Annotated in this window: 27 protein-coding genes and 1 pseudogene; 18 read left to right on the top strand and 10 right to left on the bottom strand. The window is 38.8% G+C overall.

Annotation, left to right across the window (positions count from 1 at the left end; genetic code table 11):
* Positions 1-92 precede the first annotated feature (92 nt).
* Positions 93-623, top strand: a complete 531-nt coding sequence (gene msrA, locus A5888_RS12225) for a peptide-methionine (S)-S-oxide reductase MsrA (RefSeq protein ID WP_086349461.1) — start codon at positions 93-95, stop codon at positions 621-623.
* Between the two features lie 242 nt (positions 624-865).
* Here msrA and A5888_RS21495 read toward each other — a convergent pair whose 3' ends face one another.
* Positions 866-1,561, bottom strand: coding sequence for a prepilin peptidase (locus A5888_RS21495; protein WP_086349463.1), 696 nt, complete (start codon positions 1,559-1,561; stop codon positions 866-868).
* Between the two features lie 156 nt (positions 1,562-1,717).
* Here A5888_RS21495 and A5888_RS12215 point away from each other — a divergent pair, with 156 nt between their 5' ends.
* Together A5888_RS12215 and A5888_RS12210 are read left to right on the top strand one after the other, a co-directional pair.
* Entirely contained in the window at positions 1,718-2,566 is an 849-nt protein-coding gene (locus A5888_RS12215) for a DUF5105 domain-containing protein (protein ID WP_170924796.1), read from the top strand.
* 117 nt (positions 2,567-2,683) lie between these two features.
* A complete protein-coding gene (locus A5888_RS12210; protein WP_086349465.1) occupies positions 2,684-3,172 on the top strand; it encodes a Dps family protein in 489 nt (162 codons plus the stop codon).
* Positions 3,173-3,251: 79 nt separating this feature from the next.
* Here A5888_RS12210 and argH read toward each other — a convergent pair whose 3' ends face one another.
* Both argH and A5888_RS12200 read right to left on the bottom strand, forming a co-directional pair.
* Positions 3,252-4,634: an argininosuccinate lyase gene (gene argH, locus A5888_RS12205; RefSeq protein WP_086349466.1), complete on the bottom strand. Its 1,383-nt coding sequence runs from the start codon at positions 4,632-4,634 to the stop codon at positions 3,252-3,254.
* 278 nt (positions 4,635-4,912) lie between these two features.
* On the bottom strand, positions 4,913-6,118 hold the full coding sequence (locus tag A5888_RS12200) for an argininosuccinate synthase (protein ID WP_086349467.1): 1,206 nt from the start codon (positions 6,116-6,118) through the stop codon (positions 4,913-4,915).
* Between the two features lie 519 nt (positions 6,119-6,637).
* On the opposite strand from A5888_RS12200, the gene A5888_RS12195 reads away from it, so the two are divergent.
* The 4 genes from A5888_RS12195 to A5888_RS12180 all read left to right on the top strand — a co-directional run bounded on the left by A5888_RS12195 (position 6,638) and on the right by A5888_RS12180 (position 11,464).
* Positions 6,638-7,414 carry a helix-turn-helix domain-containing protein gene (locus A5888_RS12195; RefSeq protein WP_086349468.1) on the top strand — a complete coding sequence of 259 codons (777 nt, stop codon included), beginning with the start codon at positions 6,638-6,640 and terminating at the stop codon, positions 7,412-7,414.
* Between the two features lie 406 nt (positions 7,415-7,820).
* Positions 7,821-8,435, top strand: a complete 615-nt coding sequence (locus A5888_RS12190) for a DUF1054 domain-containing protein (RefSeq protein ID WP_086349853.1) — start codon at positions 7,821-7,823, stop codon at positions 8,433-8,435.
* An 874-nt stretch (positions 8,436-9,309) separates the two neighbouring features.
* Entirely contained in the window at positions 9,310-10,440 is a 1,131-nt protein-coding gene (locus A5888_RS12185; protein WP_422389723.1) for a tyrosine-type recombinase/integrase, read from the top strand.
* 325 nt (positions 10,441-10,765) lie between these two features.
* The gene (locus tag A5888_RS12180) at positions 10,766-11,464 is read left to right on the top strand and encodes a winged helix-turn-helix domain-containing protein (protein ID WP_086351114.1); all 699 of its coding nucleotides are present in this window, start codon (positions 10,766-10,768) and stop codon (positions 11,462-11,464) included.
* Positions 11,465-11,776: 312 nt separating this feature from the next.
* Here the strand turns inward: A5888_RS12180 and lepB are convergent, their stop codons facing one another.
* Together lepB and A5888_RS12170 are read right to left on the bottom strand one after the other, a co-directional pair.
* Positions 11,777-12,319 carry a signal peptidase I gene (gene lepB / locus A5888_RS12175; protein WP_249274572.1) on the bottom strand — a complete coding sequence of 181 codons (543 nt, stop codon included), beginning with the start codon at positions 12,317-12,319 and terminating at the stop codon, positions 11,777-11,779.
* A gap of 98 nt (positions 12,320-12,417) precedes the next feature.
* A complete protein-coding gene (locus A5888_RS12170; protein WP_086351115.1) occupies positions 12,418-12,975 on the bottom strand; it encodes a biotin transporter BioY in 558 nt (185 codons plus the stop codon).
* Between the two features lie 169 nt (positions 12,976-13,144).
* Between A5888_RS12170 and A5888_RS12165 the strand changes: the two are divergent.
* Together A5888_RS12165 and A5888_RS12160 are read left to right on the top strand one after the other, a co-directional pair.
* Positions 13,145-14,226, top strand: a pseudogene (locus A5888_RS12165) (ABC transporter permease).
* A 17-nt stretch (positions 14,227-14,243) separates the two neighbouring features.
* A complete protein-coding gene (locus tag A5888_RS12160; protein WP_086351116.1) occupies positions 14,244-14,918 on the top strand; it encodes an ABC transporter ATP-binding protein in 675 nt (224 codons plus the stop codon).
* A gap of 78 nt (positions 14,919-14,996) precedes the next feature.
* On the opposite strand, the gene A5888_RS12155 is transcribed toward A5888_RS12160, so the two are convergent.
* The gene (locus A5888_RS12155) at positions 14,997-15,311 is read right to left on the bottom strand and encodes a YciI family protein (RefSeq protein WP_086351117.1); all 315 of its coding nucleotides are present in this window, start codon (positions 15,309-15,311) and stop codon (positions 14,997-14,999) included.
* Between the two features lie 26 nt (positions 15,312-15,337).
* Entirely contained in the window at positions 15,338-15,664 is a 327-nt protein-coding gene (locus tag A5888_RS12150) for a hypothetical protein (RefSeq protein ID WP_086351118.1), read from the bottom strand.
* A 680-nt stretch (positions 15,665-16,344) separates the two neighbouring features.
* Here A5888_RS12150 and A5888_RS12145 point away from each other — a divergent pair.
* From A5888_RS12145 to A5888_RS12140, 3 genes are read left to right on the top strand one after another with little or no spacing between them, the layout of a single operon-like run.
* Positions 16,345-16,641, top strand: coding sequence for a hypothetical protein (locus A5888_RS12145; protein ID WP_086349470.1), 297 nt, complete (start codon positions 16,345-16,347; stop codon positions 16,639-16,641).
* Between the two features lie 14 nt (positions 16,642-16,655).
* The gene (locus A5888_RS21490) at positions 16,656-16,790 is read left to right on the top strand and encodes a LytTR family transcriptional regulator DNA-binding domain-containing protein (protein ID WP_170924798.1); all 135 of its coding nucleotides are present in this window, start codon (positions 16,656-16,658) and stop codon (positions 16,788-16,790) included.
* A complete protein-coding gene (locus A5888_RS12140; RefSeq protein ID WP_086349472.1) occupies positions 16,787-17,203 on the top strand; it encodes a hypothetical protein in 417 nt (138 codons plus the stop codon). The genes A5888_RS21490 and A5888_RS12140 overlap by 4 nt, the downstream gene beginning before the upstream one ends.
* A gap of 45 nt (positions 17,204-17,248) precedes the next feature.
* On the opposite strand, the gene rpsD is transcribed toward A5888_RS12140, so the two are convergent.
* A complete protein-coding gene (rpsD, locus tag A5888_RS12135) occupies positions 17,249-17,860 on the bottom strand; it encodes a 30S ribosomal protein S4 (RefSeq protein WP_086349473.1) in 612 nt (203 codons plus the stop codon).
* Positions 17,861-18,229: 369 nt separating this feature from the next.
* Between rpsD and A5888_RS12130 the strand changes: the two genes are divergently transcribed.
* Together A5888_RS12130 and A5888_RS12125 are read left to right on the top strand one after the other, a co-directional pair.
* Positions 18,230-19,027: a formate/nitrite transporter family protein gene (locus tag A5888_RS12130; RefSeq protein ID WP_086349474.1), complete on the top strand. Its 798-nt coding sequence runs from the start codon at positions 18,230-18,232 to the stop codon at positions 19,025-19,027.
* Positions 19,028-19,419: 392 nt separating this feature from the next.
* Positions 19,420-20,196 (top strand): Cof-type HAD-IIB family hydrolase, encoded by a 777-nt coding sequence (locus A5888_RS12125; RefSeq protein ID WP_086349476.1) that lies wholly within the window; start codon positions 19,420-19,422, stop codon positions 20,194-20,196.
* Between the two features lie 88 nt (positions 20,197-20,284).
* Here the strand turns inward: A5888_RS12125 and A5888_RS12120 are convergent, their stop codons facing one another.
* Together A5888_RS12120 and def are read right to left on the bottom strand one after the other, a co-directional pair.
* Positions 20,285-20,494, bottom strand: coding sequence for a hypothetical protein (locus A5888_RS12120; RefSeq protein WP_086349477.1), 210 nt, complete (start codon positions 20,492-20,494; stop codon positions 20,285-20,287).
* 99 nt (positions 20,495-20,593) lie between these two features.
* Positions 20,594-21,157 (bottom strand): peptide deformylase, encoded by a 564-nt coding sequence (def, locus tag A5888_RS12115; RefSeq protein ID WP_086349478.1) that lies wholly within the window; start codon positions 21,155-21,157, stop codon positions 20,594-20,596.
* A gap of 274 nt (positions 21,158-21,431) precedes the next feature.
* On the opposite strand from def, the gene rpsO reads away from it, so the two are divergent.
* The 4 genes from rpsO (at position 21,432) to mreD (ending at position 25,849) form a co-directional block, all read left to right on the top strand.
* On the top strand, positions 21,432-21,701 hold the full coding sequence (gene rpsO / locus A5888_RS12110; protein WP_086349479.1) for a 30S ribosomal protein S15: 270 nt from the start codon (positions 21,432-21,434) through the stop codon (positions 21,699-21,701).
* 479 nt (positions 21,702-22,180) lie between these two features.
* Positions 22,181-24,295: a polyribonucleotide nucleotidyltransferase gene (pnp, locus tag A5888_RS12105; RefSeq protein WP_086349480.1), complete on the top strand. Its 2,115-nt coding sequence runs from the start codon at positions 22,181-22,183 to the stop codon at positions 24,293-24,295.
* Between the two features lie 184 nt (positions 24,296-24,479).
* Positions 24,480-25,343, top strand: coding sequence for a rod shape-determining protein MreC (gene mreC / locus A5888_RS12100; protein ID WP_086349481.1), 864 nt, complete (start codon positions 24,480-24,482; stop codon positions 25,341-25,343).
* Positions 25,340-25,849 carry a rod shape-determining protein MreD gene (gene mreD, locus A5888_RS12095; protein WP_086349482.1) on the top strand — a complete coding sequence of 170 codons (510 nt, stop codon included), beginning with the start codon at positions 25,340-25,342 and terminating at the stop codon, positions 25,847-25,849. Before mreC ends, mreD begins: the two co-directional genes overlap by 4 nt.
* The last annotated feature ends 58 nt before the right edge of the window (positions 25,850-25,907 follow it).

Raw genomic sequence — 25,907 nt, 5'->3', positions numbered from 1 at the left:
ATAGACATTCTTTCCATGACCTCTTTGAAATGCAGATAATTGTTGTTCTTTTCGGAAAAAGCGTATCATGAAGAAAAAGAGGAGGGAAAATCATGGATACGCAATATGAAAAAGCAATTTTTGCCGGAGGCTGTTTCTGGTGCATGGTCCATCCGTTCGATGAGCAGCCAGGAGTCATCTCGGTTGTGTCCGGTTATACAGGAGGACATGTAGCAAATCCAACGTATGAACAGGTAACAACAGGAACGACAGGTCATACAGAGGCAGTAGAAATCACTTTTGATCCAACTGTTTTATCCTATGAAGATCTGGTAGCTATCTATTGGCAGCAGACAGATCCAACGGATGCGTTAGGTCAATTTGCGGATAGGGGAGATTCTTATCGTCCAGTGATTTTTTATAGTAATGAGAAACAAAAAGAAGTGGCAGAGGCATCAAAAGCCGCTTTGCAAGCCAGTGGTCGCTTTAACAAGCCGATTGTCACGACCATCGAGTCGGCGCATCCCTTCTATCCTGCTGAGGATTACCATCAGGACTACTATCAAAAGAATCGTTTGCATTATAACCTCTATCGACAAGGGTCCGGTCGTGCTAAATTTATCAAAGATCATTGGCAAAAGTAGCCAATAAGGAAATTATCCATTAGATTGAAGTTAAGATCGAAGTATGCAGAGTCTATTCTACGGTAGGGAACTTGTACGAGAAAACATAAGCCGGAATTCACGAAAATTTCTAATTTTTGCTGAGTTCCGGCTTATTGTTGAAGACGCTGCTTTTGATTATTCGCCGCTCCAGCCAGTTCATTTTTTTAGTACAAAAGAGCTTAGATTCGAGCAATGTCTAAATCGCTTCGATAGGTGTTGGATTATTTGAGTAGGAAAATGGAAAATAATCCGATTGTCAGAAACGGGACAAAGGGAATCTGCCGGTTTCTTTTTTTCAAAAAAATCCATTGAAGCAGACTATAGCAAAGTGCGCAAGTGCTAGCTGAGAATACAAGGAGTAATATGTTTTCCCAACCAAGTAATAAACTCCAACAAGCTAAGAGTAAAATATCTCCCCCACCTATCGCTTGAGGAATGAGGCGATTCAAGCTATAGAGAAGGGCTGTGATAATCAAGCTGCTCCAGAAATAAAGAGGCAATGAAAATGAAACATGCCAAAGTAGTAAGAGCGCCGAAAAAGAATAAAGAATCTTTGGTTCGACAATCATATAAAAACTGTCAGTCAGTGACAGAAGAAGTCCCATACTCAAAAAGAGAAAAGCATAAAGGGAGGAGGGATGCAGTCCCTGAGCGAAGCAAAACGCACCAAGTAGCCCGCCTGCCAGTTCGCTGATAAAATAGATAATAGGAAGTTGTTTCGAGCAATGTCTGCATTGAAATCTTTGGGTTATGATAGATAGTAGCGGAATCAATTCATAGAATGAAAGCTGGTGGCTGCAATAGGGGCAGTGAGACGCCGGCAGCAGAATAGATTCTCCTCTCGGCACTCGTTCAGCAATCAAACAAAAGAATGATCCCAGACAGCATCCTAGGATGAATGGTAATATATGGGTCATTTTCTCCTCCCTTCAAAAGAAAATACGCAAAAATTGTGATTTTTTTTATTTCAGGTAGACTTTTCTGAATCTTTTAGGAATAATAGAAGATAGAGGATCAGAAGTGAATGGAAATCGAAACATGGGCGACATACATAGATGGAGGACAAAACACATATGAAAAAAACAGCGGTACTGATCATTGCTTTGACTGCATTGCTGCTTACCGGTTGTAATAAGGCCATCCCTGCTGAAGAAGCAGGAGAGCTGTTTATTGATCGGTTGGTTTATCAAGAAAGAACCAATGAGTTTGCAGATGCATTTGAAGATGGTGTAAAAACGGGAGAGAAACTGGATAAAAATGCTGAAAAATTTGAAGATGACTTTTTAGAGGGGCTTTTAGCTAGTGAAGAGGATGTATCTGAACGAGATGTTACTGGATTGACGCAAGAATTGTTGAAGCAGATGAGAGAGAAGACCACTTTCAAGGTTGCGGGAATCAAAGAGGAAAAGGACGCAGCAACGATCACCTATTTTATTACCGGGTTGGATTTAGTAAATGCAGTAAAAGAGATGACTCGTACCTTGATCAAAGAAGCAAGTGAGGCAGCAGAAGCATCTGATGAGGAGCTGGATGGGGAAGAAACGCTTCAATCAGCAATCACTATTTTTACCGAGCGGATACAAGTCATCAAAATCGAGAATGATTCAATTGAGATGGACTTAACCTTGAAAAAAGAAAAGGGAAAATGGTTTATCCCTAAGGATCAGGAAGAGGTTGTTTCCAATATCTTTATGGCGTTTATCTCTGGTACTGAAAAACCGGAGGAGCTGGACGAGGCGCTTAATGAAGTGACGGATGAAGTGATGAACGAGATGCTGAATGATCTCTATAGCCAACCGGCATTGGATGAAAATACATCGGATGATGACCTGAAAGATGCTGTTGACGATCTTTTGAAGGAAGCGCAGGAAAGTACGGAAGAATCCTCTACACAGGAATCTTCAACGCAGCCATCTAATTAGAATGTAATTATTATTAAAAAATAAATATTCTAATTTTGAGTGATTTTATTGTACTTTCACCTCATTTCATAATACAATGGTATTGTAGATTTATAATAGAAACAGGAGGATGGGAATATGAAATTTGAACAAACAAAAGAAGTATTGAATCAATTGGTTGCAGATTTAAGTCAGTTTTCAGTGGTTATCCACCAAACACATTGGTATATGCGTGGACCAGAATTTTTAACATTGCATCCGTTAATGGACGAATTCATGGATGAAATCAACGATCAGTTGGATGTTGTTTCTGAACGCCTAATTACATTGGATGGTTCGCCATATTCAACACTGCGAGAATTTGCAGACAACACAGGAATCGAAGATGAAGTAGGAAATTGGGACCGTACAATTCCTGAGCGTATGGAAAAATTAGTAGAGGGCTACCGCTACTTAGCAGACTTATATCAAAAAGGGATCGATGTTTCCGGAGACGAAGGCGACGATTCTACACAAGATATTTTTATTGCCAATAAAACAGATATCGAGAAGAAAATCTGGATGATCCAAGCAAAATTAGGCAAGGCTCCCGGTATTGATGCAGATACACGTACAAAAACCAGATAATTAAGACTTGAACAATAGATATAGCTAGAACGAGAGCGAGACAGGAACTCCAGATGGAGTATGTCTCGCTCTCGTTCTTTTATTCCTCTTTTTCCAGTTGGGCAGTAGCTTTTTCTACGGTAGCTTTGACTTGCTCAAATCCAGTTCCGCCATGAGAGTTCCGGCGTTTAACAGCAGTTCGAGATTTCAACGCTTCATAGATATCTTTTTCAATAAGAGGCGTAACATCTTGATAGTCCTTCAGAGCAATATCTTGCAGATAGATTCCCTTTTTTGTACAAGCCAATACTAATTTTCCAACAACTTCATGTGCTTCTCTGAACGGCATGCCTTTTGCAGCAAGATAATCTGCCAGCTCAGTGGCATTGGAAAAGTCTTTTTCTGTCGAGCTTTCCATGGTTTCTTCATTGATTTTCATCGTGTCAATCATGCCGGCCATGATATCCAGACTAGTCAAAATCGTGTGGGCGGTATCGATCATCCCTTCTTTGTCCTCTTGTAGATCCTTGTTATACGCAAGAGGTAGCCCTTTAAGAACCGTCAACAGACCAAATAAATTTCCGAAGACCCGCCCAGATTTCCCACGAATCAGTTCCGCCATATCCGGATTCTTTTTTTGGGGCATAATAGAGCTTCCGGTAGAAAAAGTATCCGTCAGTTCAATAAATTGAAATTCATGGCTACACCATAAAATCAGTTCCTCACAGAACCGAGTCAAGTGCATCATCATGATTGAACTGTTGCTCAGAAATTCTAAAATGAAATCTCGGTCACTGACCCCATCTAAGCTATTGTCGTAGATAGCTGAAAAGCCAAGCTCTTTGGCAGAATATTCTCGATCAATGGGAAAAGTTGTTCCGGCTAATGCCGCACAGCCTAGTGGCGAGATATCAATTCGCTTTAAGCTTTCTGAAAAACGTTCCTGATCCCTTGTCAGCATTCCATAGTAGGCCATTAGATGATGGGCAAACGAAATGGGCTGTGCATGCTGTAGATGTGTGTACCCCGGCATGATTGTTTCAATATGGTTGCCGGCCTTTTCTACAAGTACGTGGCGAAACGTATGGATTTTTTCAATTGTTTGTTGAACAATTGTTTTCAAGTAGAGGTGCATGTCAGTGGCAACCTGATCATTCCGACTTCTACCTGTATGAAGCTTCCCAGCTACTGCACCAATTTCTTGGTGAAGAAAGGTTTCGATATTTAGATGAATATCTTCATTTTTAACACTGAATACCAGCTCGTTATCTGCTAATTTTTTCTGAACAGCCAGTAACCCGTTTTTGATGGTTTCTGCTTCCTCTTCGTTGATGATTCCAGTATGCCCCAGCATTTTTACATGCGCCAAGCTTCCTTGGATATCTTGTACGGCTAATGCCTGGTCAAAAGAAATCGATGCGCCGAATTCATCGATCCAGCTCTCACTCTTCCCTTCAAAACGCCCACCCCATAATTTTTTCATGCTTGTCACCTCAGTTTGATTTATTTTCATTAAAGAAAAGAGGCGATCCATCTATTCCTGTTTCATAGACGAGCCGCCTCTGTATAGATTAGGGGTAACCATAGTCATTCAGATAACCGTCCTGTTATAGAATGACTATGATTGATGAAAGTCTTGCGGTACTCCTTATTTCGTTCCGCAGAGCAAAAGGAGTCTCTCTTAACGCAAGTATCGAAAAAACGTGCCGGATTCCCTTATTTGCAGCACACTGCAAAAGTCATCTCTCTAAGAGACACATTCTATTCTTTGGTTTTTACTTGTGCCTGTACCTCTGCATGAACTTTTGTTGGCAGTCCCCACAGTTTGATGAAACCAATTGCTGCATCCTGATCGAATGTATCGGCAGAGGTATAAGTTGCCAACTCCTCATTATATAAGCTGTTCGCAGATTTTCTACCTTCGACAATAGCGTGTCCTTTGAACAGTTTCACCCGAACGATACCATTGACGTATTTCTGTGTGGATTTTAAGAAGGCAATTAAAGCATCTGTCAGTGGGTTGAACCACAAGCCATCGTAAATAACTTGCGACAACTGATTTTCAATGACTGGCTTAAAGTGAGCCATCTCACGTACAAAGGTTAAATCTTCCAGTTCTTTGTGAGCAGTCATCAATGTAATTGCTGCCGGGCATTCATATACTTCCCGTGATTTGATTCCGACTAAACGATTTTCTACATGGTCGATCCGGCCAATACCGTGTTTTCCGGCTAAATCATTTAGGTGAAGAATCAGCTCAGAGAGCAGCATCTCTTCATCGTTGATTGCTGTTGGAACCCCTTCTTTAAATGTGATTTCAATGATATCTGCTTGATCAGGTGCTGTTTCTAAGCTTGCAGTCAGCTCATAGGCGCCTTCTGGTGGTGTTGCCCATGGATCTTCCAGAATACCGCACTCATTTGCTCTACCCCAAAGGTTTTGATCTACAGAATAAGGATTATCTAAATCAGCCGGAACAGGAACCCCTTTTTCCAACGCGTATTTGATTTCTTCCTCACGAGACCATTTCCATTCACGCACGGGTGCAATGACGTTGATTTCAGGTGCCAATGCGTTGATTGCTACTTCAAAACGAACTTGGTCGTTGCCTTTTCCTGTACAGCCATGAGCGATTGTTGTTGCTCCGGTTTCTTTTGCCAGCTCTACCAGTTTTTTTGCAATCAAAGGTCTGGACAATGCGGAAACTAATGGATAGGACTGTTCGTAGAATGTATGACCCTGTAAAGCGATCAAGGCAAACTCTTGAGCGAATTCTTCTTTGGCATCAATTGTATAAGAAGCAGATGCTCCCACAGATAATGCTTTATTTTTGATAAAATCCAAATCTTTCTTTTCGCCAATATCCAGACAACAGGCAATCACGTCATAGCCTTCGTCCACCAACCATTTAACTGCCACAGAGGTATCAAGTCCTCCGGAATATGCTAATACTACTTTTTCTTTCATCTACAATGCACCCCTTGTTTAATCTCAAAAATTGAATTGAATCTATCATAGCACCTGAAAATGCAAAAATCAACCATTTTTATAAATAAATATGCATTAATTGGTTATTATTTAATAAAATATGCAAAAAATAGCCTGTTTTAACCATGATAGTTGATAGGGAGGATTAGTACTCATGCAGCAGATGTTGATTCAGAAGCTAGGAGAAAATTGAATACTAGAGCTCCTGCGTTTGTTAGCTAAGGTGTAAAAAATAAGTATAAGTATTTATTTTCAGTCGAAGCATTCTCATTTCGCACTGACGACGCTTCAGCTTTTTCTTGAGAGTAGTGGTTATAGGTTGATTAAGGAGCAGATTTTTTAGTATACACGTCAGAAATTTAAAAAATGCAGAAAGGGTACAAACCCTGTTATACCAACATGCTTAGAATCTTTGCGACTAGTTTTTCGTCAATGCTTATTTTCTTTTCTTGTGAAAATGGTATGATTTTCTTATAGTGAAAACAGAAGGAGAACGAAATGAATTTAGGCGAAAAGCTAAAAGAGAAAAGACAAGAATATCATTTTACACAACAGGAAATGGCAGAAAAAATGCATGTATCCAGACAGACGATTTCAAATTGGGAGGTGGGACGAAGCTATCCGGATATTGAAAGCCTGATCCAGTTAAGTGAAATTTTTTCAATCTCTTTAGATGCATTATTGAAAGGGGATAAAAAAATGGTCAGCAGTTTGAAAAGAAAAAATATATGGGAAGTTCTTTATATGGTGCTTATGAGTACATTGACGGTCAGTGGATTGATTTGTCTGACAATCGATTTTATTTATAGTCGGGGATTTACCTGGTCACCAATAGTCGTTGTAGGTTGCATGATCGCAGGAGCGATTTTCTCAGTGTGGAGATATGCAGAAAGAGAACGAGTAGTCAAAGCGGGATTTCTGGTCAGTATTTTATTGGTGCTGTTAATGGTAGTTATTCAGCGATACCATACACAGCTTGATTTAAAGCAGCTTCTGGTAGTAACCGCAGTTTGGGTGAGCTATAGTTGGCTGATCGTGCTGATGTGGCGTTTTACATCAATTGGATTTTGGTGGTTGACAGCATTGGCGTTAATGTTAAGCTTTGGTGTTGAAGCAGCTTCAATCGTTTTGACAAAACCAACATTTATTCCAACAGATTTTATGCTTCAGAACATAGTCGAGGTTTTTGTTCTAGTAGGCTTGATTGTATGTGGCACGATGAAAATAGATGGGGGACGAATGGACAAGATTTTAGCTGGGTATAGAAAAACATAATAGTAAATATGTACAGTTGCCAAGAAGTGGAAAAAGCTTTTTGGCAATTTTTTTTGCCTATTTTTGATAGTACATCTGTTACTTTACCTAGCAATTCTCTTTGTTTTGCTGTGATCCTATACTAATAAGAAAACGAATTCTCTTAAAGAGCTTAAAATCTTGAAAAATATGATAATTATTGGAGTTGTATTTCTTTTGGAGAGGTGTTACTCTTAATCTTGAAAAAATGGATAGTTGACTGGTTGGTCTATCGGTTTTACCCGAAAGATACGATTGAAAGGAAACATATAATAGAAGAATACCGTTTAAAAAAATTGGCAACAATCGTTCTCTAAGAAGAAATACAGCAGTTTTTTCGACTTGCTTGAATAGAAAGGTTGCCTGTATCGCTAAAGGAGGAACTACTATTTTAATGTTTACAGAAAAAAGTTTTGACGTATTTAAGATTGAAGGCTTGGAACCCAGAATGGAAGGGATACGCAACCAGATTCAGCCGGTATTTCAAGAGTTAGATGATTACTTTGCGTTAGAGTTAGGCAAGGAACTTGAAACAGAATTCTTTGTTCATATTGCCCAACATCGGCGTCGAACTACCTATCCGCCGGAGAATACATGGTCAGCGTTGAGCCAAAAAAAGCGTGGTTATAAAATGGACCCTCATTTCCAGTTAGGGATATGGCCGGACTATATTTTTATGTGGTTGTCACTAATTGATAATCCTAAGAATGAACAGAAAATTGCGGAAGCATTTTTAAACAATCAAGAACTGTTTGACCAACTACCAGAGGATTTCTATATGTCATTGGATCATACACGCCCTGATGTTGAAAAATTACTCGACGCAGATATAGAAAGAGGCTTGCTTCGGTTTTGTAATATAAAAAAGGGTGAGTTTCAAATAGGGAGAATAATCAAAAGAGACGCTCCTATACTAAAGGATAAGAAAAAAACGAAAGCGTATATGTTGGAAACATATCAACAGTTGCTTCCGTTATACAAGCTGGCAATAGCACAAGAATAACTGAATTATAAATGGATTGGAAGGCTTGGACGAAGAGAATAGAACGGATGAATAAGCCAAACAATACTGAAAATATGAGCAACTATTTTCGTATTGTTTGGCTTAGTTTCTATGGAATCAAAAATACTACTCATTTTTCTGATTTTTGACAAAAAAATGCATGCTTCAAAAGATGGAAAGAGTCCCTAAGCGACTATAAAAGCTAATATTCTCATGCTTATCTGAAGGTGAATCAATTGGAGGGGAGGAGATTCAATTGGTGGACTATTAGAGAAATGCGAGGGTGCATTTCCAAAAGAACTTTATTTTTAGTGAATTAGCGATAATCATCCATAAAAAAATGGATTTTTTTTGTAGAAAAATAATATAAATTAATAGAATTAATAGTATCTATTAATAATAATAGCGTATAATTATTATTGAACTGTTGTGGTTTTTAATCAAAACCAGATAAAGAGAGTGATTTGGTACGAAAGGGATCGGAATTGGATAAGAAAACGGTTTATTATCGATGATTTACAGATAGGATAGATATATGTTATTGTTTTAAATGAATAAATATTATATATTATTTTTAACCATAAAATAAAAAAATATTTCATAAAATAATTAGTTTTGAGAAAAAGTCTGTTTTCACTGAAAAATATGATCAAAATTATGATTTCAGTAATATTTTAACTGAAATCAGTTCAGTAGTCTATCATTTTTTTGTCTTTTTGTTTTCATACTTTTTATAAAAAAGTGAAAAAAATGATAAAAACAGACTGGAAAAGCTTTCTAAATGGCAAATAATGGGCAAATTTAACAAATTTGTTTCTAATAATTAATAAGCCGTCACAAAAGCCGTCAAAACTAACAGTAGGATGTGATCTTTTTGGCCAGAAAAGGCGAAAATATCTATAAAAGAAAAGATGGTCGTTATGAAGGCCGCTATATAAAAAAAAGAACAGAAAATGGGAAAATAATTTTTGGATATGTATATGGGAAAAAATATAATACAGTGAAAAACAAGCTCACTGTGCTGAAATCACAATACAGTCAAGCGAATCGAGCACAACTGCTTTTTCAAGGTAGGCTTGCTGACTGGCTGAATCACTGGCTTGAATATACAGTAAAAAGAAGGGTCAAAGTCACAACATATGCTGCATATTCAGGACGGGTAGAGAAGCATATTACGCCATTTTTAGGAAACAAAAAAATGGGTGAGCTAAGACATGCGGATATTAATGAGTTTGTTCATTACTTACAGCATAAAGAACTGTCACCGACGACAATCAAGGGAATTATAACAGTATTGAAGCATGCCTTGAATCAAGCCTGCAAGGAACACTATCTCTCGGAAAATCCATGTGAAGATATTGTGCTTCCGAAAAATAGAAATGAACGAGTGAGTGCAATGACCATTCAGCAGCAGAAGCGATTGGAACAAGCGGCACTTCAAGAAGAATCATGCTCTCCGGTAATTCTTGCTTTGTATACGGGCATGCGTATTGGTGAGATTAGTGGGCTAAAGTGGACAGATATTGATTTTGGTAATAATATTATTCGGGTCAGGCGAACACTTCTAAGAGTTAATTGTGACGACTCCATACAGAAAACAAAATTGATTTTGAGCACACCTAAAACAGAAACATCCAGACGCGACATCCCATTAGCGGAAAACCTCAAGGAATATTTGTTGGAAAATAGAAACAAAGCAAATTCGGAGTTTTTAATCTCCTGTAAAAACAGTTTTGCAGAACCTCGTGTCATTAATTATCGTTTCAAAAAAACTATCAGGAAAGCCGATCTAGACATCCATTTTCATGTTCTACGCCATACCTTTGCGACCCGCTGTATTGAAGAAGGGGTTGATGTAGCAACATTAAGTAGGTTGCTTGGGCATTCTTCTGTTAAAATGACTTTGGACACATATACAGACTCAATGTGGGAAAATAGACAGATCGCCATATCTAAATTAGATGCTAAATTGATTTTAAATAGTACAAAAAAAGAAGTTTCATGATTTTTTCATGAAGCTTTTTTGTTATTTTTCACCTTATTAAAAATACTTCAAAATTTGAAAAAGCCGTCAATTAAACCGTCAATTAAAAATACTTCATTAATTTATCTACTTTTTCCTCTTTTTTTCTTAGAACTAATTATTTTATGAAAAAAGCAACTAGGAAAATTCGCTTAAAACAAGCATTTTTTTTATGGTTGAGAAAGATTGTAATCTGCTTTTTACTGATTAAAAAAACGAGCTTTTGCTGTAATTATAGCAGTAAATAGGGAATAATGCTTTGAAAAAGGTTTAAAATAATACTGTTTTCATATGAGGAGGAGAAGTTATGTATCAAATCGGATTTGTTTCAAATAATGGGCTTCCAGACAATAAACATGTAGAAGCTCTGAAAGGCGATGACACATTTAATTTGTTGGAAATGTCGCTGAAAGAAGATATTGAAGAAATCGGAGAGATGGATGCACTGATTATTCAAAGTGATTCAGAAGGAGAAGTTGGCAAAGTTTGCGAACTGCTGATAAAAATAAGAAAGCAGACGAGTGCAATAATCTGGATTTTTTCAGATGAACTGCCTAAAACGACACGGATTATTCTTTTACAACTAGGAGCAGATGGAATTATTAACTCTAAGGTTGATCCGGAAGAGTACCAATTGATGCTAAAAAATTCATTGCGGCATGGTGCAGTGCAAAATATGTCACATTCGCTAAGTGAGTCTGTTGAAGGACCAAAAGATTTCAAATTAATTCCGAGCAACTTGAGTGTGATGGTCGATGGGAACAGAGAAGTTGGACTGACAAAGCTTGAGTTCAAGACAATTGAACTATTGTATCGGAAAAAATCGGAAGCGATTCCGTATCAAGCGATTTATCGACAAGTATGGAACAATAAAGAAGAATCTGAAAATCTGAAGTTTCGTGTAGCGAATTTAATTTTCCATTTACGAAGAAAAATTGAAAAAGATCCATTGAAACCAGAATATATCAAAACAGTACGTTCAAGAGGGTATGTATTGAATGTATAATCTGCAAAAGGCTGGACCAAATATGAGTAACTCTGATAAAGAGGTCTTTTTGAATGCACATTTCGCATAGCCGCGAATGAATAGGCATGAAAGCATACAAAACTGGTCCGCCGTTTATTTGCATATAGGAAATAATGATAGAAAACCGCCACCCTATTCTCTCAGTATAGGGGGTTAATTGAGGAAAAAGCAACTCTGTACCTGTCTTTTCGGTATAATCTTGAAAGAGGGTTATTTGTGCTACTATTGAAAATGGATAAACAAAAAGCAGCAACCGTATGTTTCATACTACGTGTGCTGTATTTTTATTTATCACGGAGCACCGATTTTTTCGAGTGGGAAAAATCGGAAGAAAACTACTCCAGTGATAGCATCTTCAGGAACAAAGCCGAAATAACGGCTGTCGTCAGTCTCTTGTCGGTTATCGCCCATAACAAAGTAGCTTCCTTCGGGAACGGTCTTTGTAGTGCTGTCTACTATTGTTTCAATAGTAAAATCATCAGTTAGTACATCTGTTTCCTTGGACTCTTTAAACTCGTCTAAGTAAGGCTCGTCATAAGGTTTATCATTAATATAGAGTTGGTCGTTTTCGTAGCGAATAGTATCTCCAGATAGACCAATCACACGTTTAACCAGGGATTTTCCATTTCTGGGACTCTTGAATGTGATGACATCAAAACGACGAGGAGAAACAATCGACGTTTGCCATAAGCGATCTGCATTGTGATAATTTGGCTCCATTGAAGTACCGGAAACTTCAACAGGATTGAAAACAAAGAGTCTCAAAAGAAAAACAAAACCAATTAAGAGTGCGAATTCTGCTACAGTACGGATAAACTTTTTATTTTTATTCACCGTTACCCCTCCGATTTCTTTGTTCATAGGAACCATTATAGGTGTGTTTCTCCCTATTCATTTTATCCCATTCATAGATAAGTATACCTTGTTTTTCTTTATTTTTGAACGGAACTTTTAGAATTTTCTGAAAAAAATGGAAGTCGTTGTCTCAATAAAATACCTAGATAGGCTGCAGCTATAGCTTTGATTGCTCCGGGAGCAAGAAAAGGCAGGAAGCCACCTTGAAAAGCACCAGGCCAAGACATGCTACCGGATAGCTTTAGCCAGATCGTACCAAACAACAGAGTAAGCACAGCACCGATTAGATTAGCGAACAATGCCCATTTATAGGTAAAACCGGCACGCTCCAAAATGCCGCCAGTAACTAATCCGTTGACAATGAAACCAATCAAATAACCACCTGTTGGTCCAAAGAGGACAGAAAATCCACTGCTCATTCCAGCGAATACGGGAAGCCCGATCAAACCGAGAAGTAAGTAAATTAAAATTGCATTGGTTCCGGTTTTGCGACCGAGAATGGTTGCTGCAAGGCCAACAGCTAATGTCTGGCCGGTTAAGGGAATGATCCCCAGTGGAATCGTTAACTGCGAAAGAACAGCGATAATGGCTGCAAATTCAGCAGCTAGAATCATTGATCGTAGAGAATGGTTCATTTGTGCACCTCTTCGTAAACTTATTTTTAAAACTGGTTAACGAAAAATATAAAGGATAACGGAAAAAAAGTAAAGAAGAAATTTGAAAAATTTTGAAGGAGGCAGTTATTTTGTAAGAAAATCCTTCATTTGCTATACTCGTTTTGATGAAGATTGAGGAGGGTATTGCATGTTTTTAGCATGGAATGAAATTATACATGCCAAATTAAGATACAGTTTGATTGTGGGCGTCATGTTTTTGATCGCGTATCTCGTTTTTTTCTAACGGGTCTAGCGTATGGGTTATCTCAAGATTATCGGATGGCGATCGATAAATGGCAGGCGGATGGGATCGTCTTGTCAGAGGAATCGAATGTAAATCTGAATATGTCTATGCTGCCTATTAAGTCATTGGATGAAGTGAAGGCAGAAGAAAAGGCCGCGTTTGCTCAAACGGCAGGAATCATCAAGACAGATGGAGCGAAGGCTAAGGTGGATATTAGCTTTTTTGGAATAAACAAAGATGAATTTTTAGCACCTTCGATTATTGAAGGTCGAATGTTCGAAAATGAAAATGAAACGGTAGCAGATATTACGCTAAAAGAGGAAGACGGTGTAAAGCTGAACGATACTGTGACTTTATCGGGTAGTGATGTGACGTTGAAAATCGTAGGTTTCACGGAAAACGCACGCTATACGGTGGCACCGGTTCTTTATGTATCGGTCGAAGATTTCCAGCTGCTTCGATTTGAAAAGCGTGTACCGATAGATCAGGCGCGAATCAACGGAATTATCGTGAGAGGGAAAGAGAATGAAATTAAGCAAGTAAAAACCACTAGTGATGACTTATCCGTGTACAGCATTCAGGAGTTTATCAGTGAACTCCCTGGGTATAATGCGCAGGTTCTGACCTTTGGTTTTATGATTGGCTTTCTGATTGTCATTGCTGCAATCGTCATCGGTATTTTTATTTATGTGCTGACACTACAGAAAATCAGTATTTTCGGTGTGATGAAGGCGCAAGGGATATCAAGCGGCTATATTTCAACTTCTGTGATTATGCAGACCTTCCTGTTGGCAGTTATTGGGATTGGTTTAGGGTTCATTGGAACTGTAGGGACATCGGCCGTTCTGCCGGCAGCTGTTCCGTTCCAAGTAAACTGGCTGTTTTTTGCAGGGATTAGTGGCGCGATGTTGATAGTTGCGGTGCTGGGGGCATTGTTTTCAGTACGGACGATCGTGAAGGTCGATCCTCTCAAAGCGATTGGATAAAGGATGGTGAGCATTGGATGAAAGCAATAGAGTTTAAACAAGTTGAAAAAAGCTTTTTAGATGGAGACGCGATGATCGCTGCTTTGAAGACAACCGAATTTTCTCTGGAGAAAGGAAAGTTTGCGGCAGTAATCGGGCCTAGTGGTTCAGGGAAGAGTACGTTTTTGACAATTGCCGGAGGTTTGCAGACGCCGACAAAAGGGGAGGTTCGAATCAACGAGCAACCCTTTAGTAAAGTGAGTGAAAAGAAACGTTCTATGCTTCGCTTTTCTGAAATTGGGTTCATTTTACAAGCCTCTAACTTGGTACCGTTTCTGACGATTGAAAAACAGCTGCGTCTGGTGGACAAGGTAAAAAAGGCTAGAGGGACATCTTCTGGGATTCAGGAGTTGTTGGAGCAATTAGGTGTAGATAAGCTGAAGAATAAATATCCGGATGAAGTATCAGGTGGTGAACGGCAACGGGTGGCGATTGCCAGAGCCTTGTATAATGATCCTTCGATTATCTTAGCAGATGAGCCGACAGCGAGTTTAGATTCTGAGAAGGCGTTTGAGGTAGTTGATATCTTAGCGAAAGAAACAAAGGAAAAAAACAAAGCAACAATCATGGTCACGCATGATGAACGATTGATTAAGCAATGCGATCAAGTCTTTGTGATGAAGGATGGCGTGTTACAGCTAAAAGAAGGGTGACACTTAGAAAATAAGATGAGAGACACGGAAATTAGTTAATAAATTTCCGTGTCTCTTCTCTTATTTTTTCTGAAAATGTCAAAGATGATTAGTCACTGTTGAATCCGAAAGTAGAAAATGATTGCTTGGATTGGCTTCGATCAGCTCATGAATTGTACAGTTTCTATAGTAACCGTTTTGGATGAAGGGATCGCTGAAAAAGAGTAGCTGAGCTTCTAAAAGAGACTCGGCCTGCAATAATTGAAACGCTTGGTCGCTATCCTTCAAAGGGCCACACAATAACAGTACGCCAGTCTGCTCTAAATACTGAAGATGACTGACGTGAGCAGTTAACAGCTCCTCTGTCAAAAGGTTGGGTGTTTTCTCCTTTAGAGAACCAATATATTTTTTCATAGGTTCGTGTCTCCTACCATTTTGATTCAAGTAAAATCCAACGACTTTAGGATTTCAAAAGGCAGCCAACCAATCGATCCATCCTGATTTTTTACTAAAGCCCATTCGTAGACGACTTCAAGTAATTCGACGATGCTGTTTTCAGATGCTACAAGCTCAGTAGGGTTGTAGTCACGAGTCAGTATGTCCTTGTTAAGGTAATCTAATGGGAGATAGGTTGGATAGCCGTCGATGGTTCCAGCGGTCCAATTCTTATATTTTTTACAGGGGTTGAGTTCGGTAACCTTTGATCCAGCTGAAAATACAGGGAAAATCCCTTCTCCTAAATGGCGTTCAGTAACAACTAATTTCATTTCTTTCCCTCCTGTTTATTTATTATGATCTAATGAGAGTCAATTACCATTATAAGAACATATGTTCCTTTTGTAAAGAAGAAATCGAACGGTTTTCTATTTTTTGTACTTAGTAGAAAATGGCGTTCGTCTGGAAAGCAGACTGTAGCTCTAGTATATATAATTTAATGACAATCGTTATTTTAAAAAGGAATGTTGTTTTTATTGTTTGTGTATTTTATTGAGAATAACGATGCATGGGGTGGTTTTTCACGCTATATACAGTATGAATGTCTTGAAATATACAGTTTGAAGAAAAAAGCTGCCCTTGGAAATAGGCAGCTAAAAGGAGTATTACTCAATTAAGAGTAAATGAAAAATAAAAAAGTTGTTGGTTGTTACGTTATTTATAGTAATTTATACATATCTAAATGCCAATTTATTTTTTGGGGTGATCTCTGTTTATTTTTTAGTAAAATCGAAAGATGTGCTTAGAGCGAAAGGCATTGCCTTGTAATTTGGAAAATACTATTTATTTGGTTTTAAGCGACTGGATAGGGCACACATTATTGTCCTACACGCATTTTTACAGGGATATTTCTTGATCAATGAAACAAAGTGAAGAAAAAGTGCAACAAGCCGCAAAAAGCTCGAATTCAGAATTGTGTTACTTTAGTATAGTGTTTGTAGGAGGGAAAAGAATGAACGTCATATTTAAAGCAAAGGAGCAGCTCGCATTGGAGGATGTTATGGTCGTCACGCATCCTGATAAGGAGAAAGAGTGGCAGCAGCTCCGACAGGCAATAGAGCAAACAGAGAAGGTGTTAACTGTTATTGATGGTAAAAATAATCGCAACTGCCAGATTCCTATCAGCGCCGTTATCAGTATTGAGTCAGAAGATCGATCATGCAATTTAACTATGGCAAGCGGAGAAATGTTCCTTTACACTAAGCGATTGAAATATGTAGAGCAGGAGTTTGCGCCTTATGGGTTATAAGAGTAAATAACCAAGTGGTGATTAATCACAAAGAGATTGAACGATTTTCAGCTACAACGAATGCAAGAATCGAATTATTGATGAAGAACGGTGCTACATACTTTATCAGTAGACATTATATTAAAACATTTAGGAGGCTATTTTCATGATCAATCAATTAAAACAATCATTTTTTCAGGTATTTACGGTTACATTTGTGTGGGTTACGTTTTTACTGACAGTATTTTTTAGGGATCAACTAATTTCAATCAGTTATCTTTGGCATTTGATTGGGATTTCGACTAGCTTTGGTGTGATGTTTGGTGTGGTTTATAGTGGATTGTGGAATTATCTGACATTGAAACCAATCTGGAATGTACTGATTTCTTCTGGATTGAATATTGCGTTTGGTCTACTAGCTGTTTATCTATTTTCAACAGAAATGTTCGCGGTGATTCTTCCATGGTTGCCGGGGATGCTTGTGTTATCTGTGTTGCTGCATTCACTGGCATTCTATGTATATGCTAAGCTGGAGGCTAAAAGAAGTAGTAAAGAGCTGAATGAGCTCATTCATAATAAGTAGAAAAAAACCTTGTCGAAAAAATTCGACAAGGTTTTTGATTCGTTGTTACATTTTTTGGTTGTAGTATTCAACGATAAGTGCTTCGTCGATTTCTGCATAAAGCTCTTCACGCTCTGGTAAGCGAGTTAGGCTTCCTTCTAATTTTTCAGCGTCGAAGCTGATGAAAGCAGGGCGACCAAGAGTTGATTCAACTGCTTCTTTGATAGTTACAACATTTTTAGATTTTTCACGGATAGAAATCACTTGACCAACTTCAACGTGGTATGAAGGGATATCTACGCGTTTGCCATCAACAGTCACGTGACCATGGTTAACCAATTGGCGTGCTTGACGACGAGTAGTTGCAAGACCTAAACGGTAAACGACGTTGTCTAAACGTTGTTCCAGCAAGATCATGAAGTTAACACCGTGTTTACCTTCTTTGATTTTGCTTGCTTTTACGAACAAGTTAACGAATTGACGTTCATTCATACCGTACATATGACGTAATTTTTGTTTTTCAGTTAATTGCAAACCGTATTCAGATAATTTACCACGGCTGTTTGGTCCGTGCTGACCTGGTTTGTAAGGACGACGTGCTAGTTCTTTACCAGTTCCTGATAGAGAGATACCTAGACGACGAGAGATTTTCCAAGATGGTCCTGTATAACGAGACATTAAAAATTCCTCCAATAAATAAGTTTTTTTGGAGTAAAATAATCTTCTGAAAAATTCATATTCGTGCAGTTCATTCTTCAACCTTCACCTTTGCAGCCGCGGTTACGCAGTTGAACCATCATGAGGCAATGAACTGTTGACGAGTTATTATTCTTCTGCTGCATTATTTTACACAAAGAGTATTGTACCTTGAAAACAGCTGTAAAGTCAAGTTCTTTCAGTGCTTTTACTGGAGAAAGCGACAAAAAAATGGTTAAATGAGAGAATAAGTATAAAAAAATCACTGGACAAATGGCGTCAAGGTCATTAGAATAAAAAAGGATATTTTGAAAACACATAGTGAAAATCAATTGAAAAGGAGCAGTAATGATGAAACCAGTATCTCCTCTCTTTGAACAGATCGACAAGTCGATCAATAAGAAAATGAGTTTGTTTCAAAATAGTGTTGTTCGTTATGCTTTTCGTGCAATGCTGGCGTGTATGTTTTTAACCTTAGGTACTGCAATAGCTTTCGCTATCGCTATGAAAGGTGAGGACATTGCTCACGGTTTAGGAAAAATGCTTTATGCATTTATGTTCAGTTGGTCTTTAGTCATGATTCTTTATATGAATGCCGAATTGGGTACATCGAACATGCTTTACATGACGGTCGGTGTCTATCGCAAAAAGATTTCATTACCGTTTGCAGCAAAAATTTTGTTTACCTGTATTTTATTCAACTTAGTCGGAGGCGTGCTTTTTGGTTTTCTTATTTCTCAGACTGTTCCATTTCAAGATTTAGCTCCAGACAATTTTATGTTTACCTCGATTTCAGGGAAATTAACGAAGAGTACGGTTCAGATCCTTGTTGAAGGTATGTTTGCTAATATTGTTGTAAATACGGCTGTATTAGTAAGCATGCGTATGAAAGATGACGCTGGTAAAGTGGCAGCAATCATCTTTATTATCTTTATCTTCGCATTCTTGGGCTACGAACACGTTATTGCAAACTTCCCAGCATTTACGCTTGCATATTTTGCTTCGCACGGAACTATGGCTGCGTTGACAGTAGGTAATGTGATCCACAACCTTTTCTTTGCGCTGATTGGAAACTTCATTGGTGGCGGATTGGTCATGGGGCTAGGTTATGCTTGGTTGAATAATGCCGATACAAACTATTTAGATTAATAAGATAAATGAAGCTACGAGTGCCTCTATAGGTCTATTCGTAGCTTTTTGCTTTGGGCTCATATTTAAAAGATGTAAGTCATCTAGTATGCCAAATCTTGGTGTGCCTATTCAATTTACAATAAGTATTTTTCTGAAAAATCACTTGAAATTTTCAGTTCTGATAATTCTTCTACAGTTTGACTCTAAAGGCGAGAATCCAAGGGGAAGAGGACCTTCGGAATTGATTAAGGCATCTCAACAATTGGCTTTTTTAGTTAAAGTATGTAAAATAGATGAGTATATGGATAGGCGGTAAATGTTGGAAAATGTTAGTCGTCTATCTAATAATAAAAGAATAATGGTAGAAACGATCAAAAAATATAAAATAAAGGCAGGCAAAGTGATATTCCATGAAAAGAAAACTTTTTGCATTCGACATCGACGGTACGCTACTGGGGACAGATAAGCAAGCATTGGACAGTACGAGAGAAGCGCTGCAAAAGCTTAGACGGCAAGGACATTTGGTGACGATCGCTACGGGGAGAAGCCGTTACATGGCTCAGAAAGTCATTTTAGATTTGGAATTTTCAAATTATATCCTGTGTAATGGAGCCGCGGGTTTTTTGGGTCATGAACAGTATTACCAGAATCTTCTGGATGAAGAAGAGCTGCTGCGTTTTTCTTCAGAGTTGGAAAAACAGGAGTTAGGGCTTGCGTATGTTGGCTTGGATGATGTCAAGAAAACGAATAGTCACCGCGCAGAACAGGTTGTAACGGCTATGAAGTCCATTGATTTTCATGATCTGGCTTTTGATGAAGATTTCGCTAAATCTGCAGATATTTATCAGGCATTGGCGTTCTATGATGGCTCTTGTGAAGGGAAATTCGATCAGCAATTTTCGAAATTCCGTTTTGTTCGTTGGCACCCGGAAAGTGTGGATATTCTTCCTCAGGGCGGCTCAAAGGCAGCAACGATCATGAATCTGGCTGATCGAGTTGGGATCAGCCGTGAAGATATCATTACTTTTGGTGATGGGGACAACGATCGGGAAATGCTGCGGGAAGCTGGGATTGGTGTTGCAATGGGGAACGCAGAGTCCCATGTACAGAAGGAAGCTGCGATGGTCACAGACACGAATGATCAGGATGGCATCTGGAAGGCACTGAAAGAACTGAATTTTGTTTAAACAATCGGACAGTATTTTAAGAAGAACTGTTCATTAACAAAAAAGATGGATTCGCCGAGCGGCAAATCCATCTTTTTTGTTTTACTTTTTACTGATTCAATTTGTTGAACAGTCCATATATAGTAGGCTCATCCAATGCCAATTTTTCTCCGTCAACTAGCGCCTCTGTCACAGGGTAGTAGTCCTCTAAATCGGGAACTTCCCGCTGTTGAGCAGCAACGAAATCGGCCGCTTTTTCATATTTTTTTATGCTCGCTGTTGTGTCACTGCTTGTAACAAGATAATGAATTTCCAACATCGTCCTCATCCTTTTGTTTGTTACAACGACAGTATAGCGCGTATGCTGGAAAAAAGCGGAAATTTTGTCTCAGGTAAAATGTCTTACGAAAGAAGACAATTATTCGATCACCAATACGCCATCCTTCAATGCAAAAGGATTTTCTGCATTGATATGATCATAGAACATCACACCGTTCAAATGGTCGATTTCATGCTGTACAACAATCGCTTCATAGTTTTTTAAGCGTTTCTTGTGTTTTTCGCCCTCGGCATCGAAATAGGAAAGGGTGATTTTGTTATGACGAACGACATACCCAGGTACCTCGCGGTCGACAGACAAGCACCCCTCGCCTTCTGCAAGACAGGCATCTTGGACAGAGTGACTAATGATTTTAGGATTATACATCACGGCACTAAACTCAGGATCGGGCTTTTCCAGATCACTGCTCGGTACGTGAACAGCGATGATTCGTTTGGATATGTCCAACTGTGGGGCTGCCAGTCCGACACCCCCTCTTAATTCTAGTTCGGCTGCCTTTTCAGGGTCCTGACTGTTTTTTAGAAACGTCATCATATCTTTTCCTAATTCAATATTTTCCTCAGATAATGGGAAAGTCACCTCTTTTGCAACCTGACGCAATGTAGGGTGTCCTTCTCGGATAATATCTTTCATTGTAATCACTAGGATAATTCCTCCTTTTATAGTAGCGAAACAGTAAAAGCAGAAGCTCTTACCAGTACTTGATTGCTTAGCGTAATTAAGTGTATCACAAAACAAGCTGAAATGGGGAGTTTTCTATAGAAAAACGGGTGTTTCCCTACGGTTTATCTTGCTTTTTAAAGGGCTATCCTGTAAAGTATAATCTGTGTGGAAACACACCGTCTTTTACTTGGTTGTACGAGTCACCAACGTACTACTCAGTAAGCAGATGATACTTTAGAAAGAGGTGGAAAACATGGCAATGTCAAAAGAACAAAAAAACCAAATCATTAGCGAATATGCTCGTCACGAAGGAGATACTGGTTCGCCAGAAGTACAGATCGCTGTATTAACTGCTGATATCAATCACCTGAACGAACATGCACGCGTTCACAAAAAAGATCACCATTCTTACCGTGGACTAATGAAAAAAATCGGTCATCGCCGTAACTTGTTAGCTTACTTACGTAAAACTGACATCCAACGTTACCGTGAACTGATCCAACGCTTAGGTTTGCGTCGTTAATCAAACATGTGAAAGTGGGATTCACCGGAATCTCACTTTTTTGCTATGAGACATGGCAGTTGATCATGTTTCATAGCATTGATTTTGTACTGGATTTCTTTGAAGGGAAGTTTACATTGGTGAAACAGCTTCCTTTTGCTATGAGAACCTCTAGGCGCAGATAAAGGAATAGAAACGAAAAGAATTGGTGGTAGCTGCATTTTGGAAAGCTGGTCAGAGCTCTACTAATCAAATGAAAGAATCTAACCGTACTCGGATTTTTCCATTTGTTTAGTAGCGTCTCGCTTTTCAGAGGGCAGAAAAATCGTGGTTTCTATTAGTGTGAAGAGAAGAATTAGACTACTAGAAACAGCTTATCCGGTTGTCAGTCAATCGTAATGGTTGATAAAAGGACAAAGGACACAAAAGTATAAAATGAAAGGAATTCGTTTTTTGGGATAATAACGAAGTTACTTTCAATAGAGAGAAGGAGATTTTTTATGTCAGAGAAACAAGTATTTAAAACCACTTGGGGCGGACGCCCTCTGCAAGTTGAAATTGGTCAAATGGCAAAGCAGGCAAATGGTGCAGTATTGGTTCGTTATGGCGATACCGTTGTACTGAGTGCAGCTGTTGCTTCTAAAGATGCAAGAGATTTTGATTTCTTTCCACTAACAGTGAACTACGAAGAAAAAATGTACGCTGTCGGTAAAATCCCAGGAGGATTTATCAAACGTGAAGGACGTCCAAGTGAACGTGCGACATTAACGGCTCGTCTGATCGACCGCCCGATTCGTCCCATGTTTGCGGAAGGGTTCCGTAATGAAGTACAGATTACCAACGTTGTAATGAGTGTGGAACAGGATTGTACGCCTGAAATGGCAGCGATGTTTGGTTCTTCATTAGCGTTGGCAATTTCAGATATCCCATTTGCAGGACCGATCGCTGGTGTAAACGTTGGTCGTGTAGACGGCGAATACGTATTGAATCCAACGACTGAGCAGGCAGAAAAAACGGACATTGAATTAACCGTTGCCGGTACAAAAAAAGCAATCAACATGGTTGAAAGTGGCGCAAAAGAAGTTTCTGAAGAAGATATGTTGGGCGCATTACTATTCGGGTTTGATGCAATCAAAGAACTTGTTGCTTTCCAAGAGGAAATTGTAGCAGCTGTTGGTAAACCTAAGATGGAAGTAAAACTTCTACAAGTGGATGCTGACCTGAAAAAAGAAATTTTTGCGGCATATTATGGCACAATGAAAGAAGCTGTAATGACAGAAGAGAAGCTTGCTCGTGAGGACAATATCGAGGCTGTCAAAGATCAAGTAAAAGAAGTTTATGCTGAAAAATTTGCTGAGTCAGAAGACTTGGATCAAATCAAAAAAGAAGTAAAACAAATTGCAGAAGATCTTGAAAAAGATGTTGTGCGCGAGCTGATCACGATCGATAAAATTCGTCCTGATGGTCGTAAACTGGATGAAATCCGTCCACTTGCATCAGAAGTAGGTGTCCTACCTCGTGTGCATGGTTCCGGTCTGTTTACTCGTGGACAAACTCAAGCCTTGTCTATTTGTACATTGGCGCCATTAGGTGAACACCAAATCATTGATGGTCTGGGTCTGGAAGATAGCAAACGATTTATCCACCATTATAATTTCCCACAATTCTCTGTTGGTTCAACAGGACGTGCCGGATCACCAGGTCGTCGTGAAATCGGACATGGTGCATTAGGAGAGCGTGCGATGGCGCAGGTTATTCCGAGTGAAGCAGATTTCCCTTACACAATCCGTGTTGTTTCTGAAGTATTAGAATCAAATGGCTCTTCTTCACAGGCAAGCATCTGTGCCGGTATCCTGGCATTAATGGATGCAGGTGTGCCGATTAAAGCACCTGTTGCCGGTATTGCAATGGGCTTGGTCAGCGATGGTGAAAACTACACAATCTTGACAGATATTCAAGGGTTGGAAGATCATTTAGGCGACATGGACTTCAAAGTTGCTGGTACAAAAGATGGTATCACTGCATTGCAAATGGATATCAAGATTCAAGGGATTACCGAACAAATCTTAACTGAGGCATTGACTCAAGCGAAGAAAGCCCGCATGGAAATCCTTGCAGAGCTTACATCAACATTGAGCGCACCTCGTGAAGAGCTTAGCCAGTACGCACCGAAGATCGAAATGATTCAAATCAAACCTGCCAAGATCAAAGATGTTATTGGTAAAGGCGGCGAAACAATCAACGGAATCATCGATGAAACAGGCGTGAAAATCGACATCGATCAAGAAGGAAATGTAAGTATTGCTTCTGCCGATGCTGAGATGATTCAAAAAGCAATCAAGATCATTGAAGAGTTGACAAAAGAAGTGGAAGTTGGTCAAGTCTACTTAGGGAAAGTTGTTCGAATCGAAAAATTCGGCGCGTTTGTTAACCTGATCAAAGGCAAAGATGGCTTGGTTCATATTTCTCAGCTTGCTAATGAGCGTGTAAACAATGTGGAAGATGTTGTGAAGCTTGGTGATGAAATACTTGTGAAAGTAACAGAAATCGATAAACAAGGCCGTGTCAATATCTCAAGAAAAGCGATGTTGAACGAAGAAAACAAAGAAAAATAAATGATAGATGAATAAAATCTGATTATCTGAAAAACGAATGGGGCGTAGAAGCAAACAACCCGTTCGTTTTTCCTTATTGTAAAAAATGATAAAAAAAGTTAAAGAGCGCTTGCGCCTCTTTTGTTTGTATGGAAATAGTGGTAAAATTAAGGCTATCAGTTTGAAGACTATCTGAGGTGTCGTAGTGAAAAAATTCAACCCAAATAAAAATATAATCATTACTTTAATATTAGTAATTATCGTTGTTATTGTGATTAGTCTAACTGCCGCTCAGCGAGCAGGAGGGAAGAACAATATTGTTCAGTCTGCCGTAAATGATGGTGTAGGCCTTATCGATAAGATGATCTCAGCACCTGCAAAAGCAGTTGCGGGAAGTCTGGGTTCATTAACAGATTTATTTAATACATATGATGAAAACCAGCGCTTGAAAACCAAAATCGACAGTTATAATGAGTTGGCGATTCAAAATGATAATTACAAGAAAGAAATTGAAGAATTAAAAGGCGAACTAGCCTTAAATGAAACCTTGACAGACTATGAAAAGGTAACAGCCAATGTTGTGAGTCGTTCACCGGATACATGGCAAGATATCATGATTGTTGATAAGGGCAGTGCAGATGGTATTGAAGTAAACATGGCCGTTCTGGCACAAAAAGGTCTGATTGGTCGTGTAATTGAAGTGAATACCTTGTCGTCGAAGGTCGAATTACTTACGTCAAAAAATCAAAATTCCAATCATTTTCCAATACGTATCAGTTCGGAAGCAGGGGATTCCTACGGATTGTTGAAGGAATTTAATGATAAAGAACAGGCCTTGGTCGCAACACAGCTAACTGGTGATGCTGAAATCACTGTAGGTTCTGTTGTACAGACATCTGGATTAGGTGGCAATTCACCCGCTAATCTTCCGATAGGAACAGTCGAAAAGGTAGAGCCAGATCAATATGGCTTGGATCGTGAAGTGTATGTTAAGCCTTATGCAAGCCTATATGGTAACGGGATTTCTGTTGTGACAATTATTCAAAGATCGGCAGGGGGAAATGAATGATTCCAAAGGAAAAAGTAAAATACTTTGCACCTGCCCTGCTCTTTCTCTTGTTGTTGATTGATGGTCAGTTATCAATGGGAGCAGAAAATTTATTGGATAATGCATACTATCCGAGTGCCCATCTTTTACTTTTAGTCTATTTGTTGCTGATTCCAAATTTATCCAAAAGTTATGTTATTATTAGCGCTCTTGTTATTGGATTGATTTGTGATAGTTACTATTTAGGTGTATTGGGTATTTATACAGTCGCTCTGGTTAGTACGGTAGTATTGATGTATACATTTCAAGGGATCGTAGAGACAAATATCCCTACTGCTTTTTTCGGAATGGTCATATTTGTTACCAGTTATGAGTTGATTGCTGTTGCGTTACAGGTGATTTTCCACTTATCCAAAGTTGGACCAATCATATTCGTAACACGTGTGTTGGGACCGACACTGCTGTTTAACATGTTAATATTTGTGTTATTTTTCTATCCACTGAAGAGACTTTTTTCTACAAAATAGTCTCTTTTTTTGTTATGTTTTTTATTAATTTATTATAATATACGTTATTTTATCAGTT

The sequence above is a fragment of the Enterococcus sp. 9E7_DIV0242 genome (assembly GCF_002140975.2).
GTDB lineage: Bacteria > Bacillota > Bacilli > Lactobacillales > Enterococcaceae > Enterococcus_L > Enterococcus_L clewellii.
Note: the sequence above shows the minus strand (reverse complement) of the source record. Positions and strands in the feature narration are given on the sequence as shown.

Bases quoted from the DNA above. Each gene is read 5' to 3' on its own strand.
- msrA (WP_086349461.1), top strand. From the start codon at position 93: ATGGATACGCAATATGAAAAAGCAATTTTTGCCGGAGGCTGTTTCTGG.
- A5888_RS21495 (WP_086349463.1), bottom strand. From the start codon at position 1,561: ATGACCCATATATTACCATTCATCCTAGGATGCTGTCTGGGATCATTC.
- A5888_RS12215 (WP_170924796.1), top strand. From the start codon at position 1,718: ATGAAAAAAACAGCGGTACTGATCATTGCTTTGACTGCATTGCTGCTT.
- A5888_RS12210 (WP_086349465.1), top strand. From the start codon at position 2,684: ATGAAATTTGAACAAACAAAAGAAGTATTGAATCAATTGGTTGCAGAT.
- argH (WP_086349466.1), bottom strand. From the start codon at position 4,634: ATGAAAAAATTATGGGGTGGGCGTTTTGAAGGGAAGAGTGAGAGCTGG.
- A5888_RS12200 (WP_086349467.1), bottom strand. From the start codon at position 6,118: ATGAAAGAAAAAGTAGTATTAGCATATTCCGGAGGACTTGATACCTCT.
- A5888_RS12195 (WP_086349468.1), top strand. From the start codon at position 6,638: ATGAATTTAGGCGAAAAGCTAAAAGAGAAAAGACAAGAATATCATTTT.
- A5888_RS12180 (WP_086351114.1), top strand. From the start codon at position 10,766: ATGTATCAAATCGGATTTGTTTCAAATAATGGGCTTCCAGACAATAAA.
- A5888_RS12170 (WP_086351115.1), bottom strand. From the start codon at position 12,975: ATGAACCATTCTCTACGATCAATGATTCTAGCTGCTGAATTTGCAGCC.
- A5888_RS12160 (WP_086351116.1), top strand. From the start codon at position 14,244: ATGAAAGCAATAGAGTTTAAACAAGTTGAAAAAAGCTTTTTAGATGGA.
- A5888_RS12155 (WP_086351117.1), bottom strand. From the start codon at position 15,311: ATGAAAAAATATATTGGTTCTCTAAAGGAGAAAACACCCAACCTTTTG.
- A5888_RS12150 (WP_086351118.1), bottom strand. From the start codon at position 15,664: ATGAAATTAGTTGTTACTGAACGCCATTTAGGAGAAGGGATTTTCCCT.
- A5888_RS12145 (WP_086349470.1), top strand. From the start codon at position 16,345: ATGAACGTCATATTTAAAGCAAAGGAGCAGCTCGCATTGGAGGATGTT.
- A5888_RS12140 (WP_086349472.1), top strand. From the start codon at position 16,787: ATGATCAATCAATTAAAACAATCATTTTTTCAGGTATTTACGGTTACA.
- rpsD (WP_086349473.1), bottom strand. From the start codon at position 17,860: ATGTCTCGTTATACAGGACCATCTTGGAAAATCTCTCGTCGTCTAGGT.
- A5888_RS12130 (WP_086349474.1), top strand. From the start codon at position 18,230: ATGAAACCAGTATCTCCTCTCTTTGAACAGATCGACAAGTCGATCAAT.
- A5888_RS12125 (WP_086349476.1), top strand. From the start codon at position 19,420: ATGAAAAGAAAACTTTTTGCATTCGACATCGACGGTACGCTACTGGGG.
- A5888_RS12120 (WP_086349477.1), bottom strand. From the start codon at position 20,494: ATGTTGGAAATTCATTATCTTGTTACAAGCAGTGACACAACAGCGAGC.
- rpsO (WP_086349479.1), top strand. From the start codon at position 21,432: ATGGCAATGTCAAAAGAACAAAAAAACCAAATCATTAGCGAATATGCT.
- pnp (WP_086349480.1), top strand. From the start codon at position 22,181: ATGTCAGAGAAACAAGTATTTAAAACCACTTGGGGCGGACGCCCTCTG.
- mreD (WP_086349482.1), top strand. From the start codon at position 25,340: ATGATTCCAAAGGAAAAAGTAAAATACTTTGCACCTGCCCTGCTCTTT.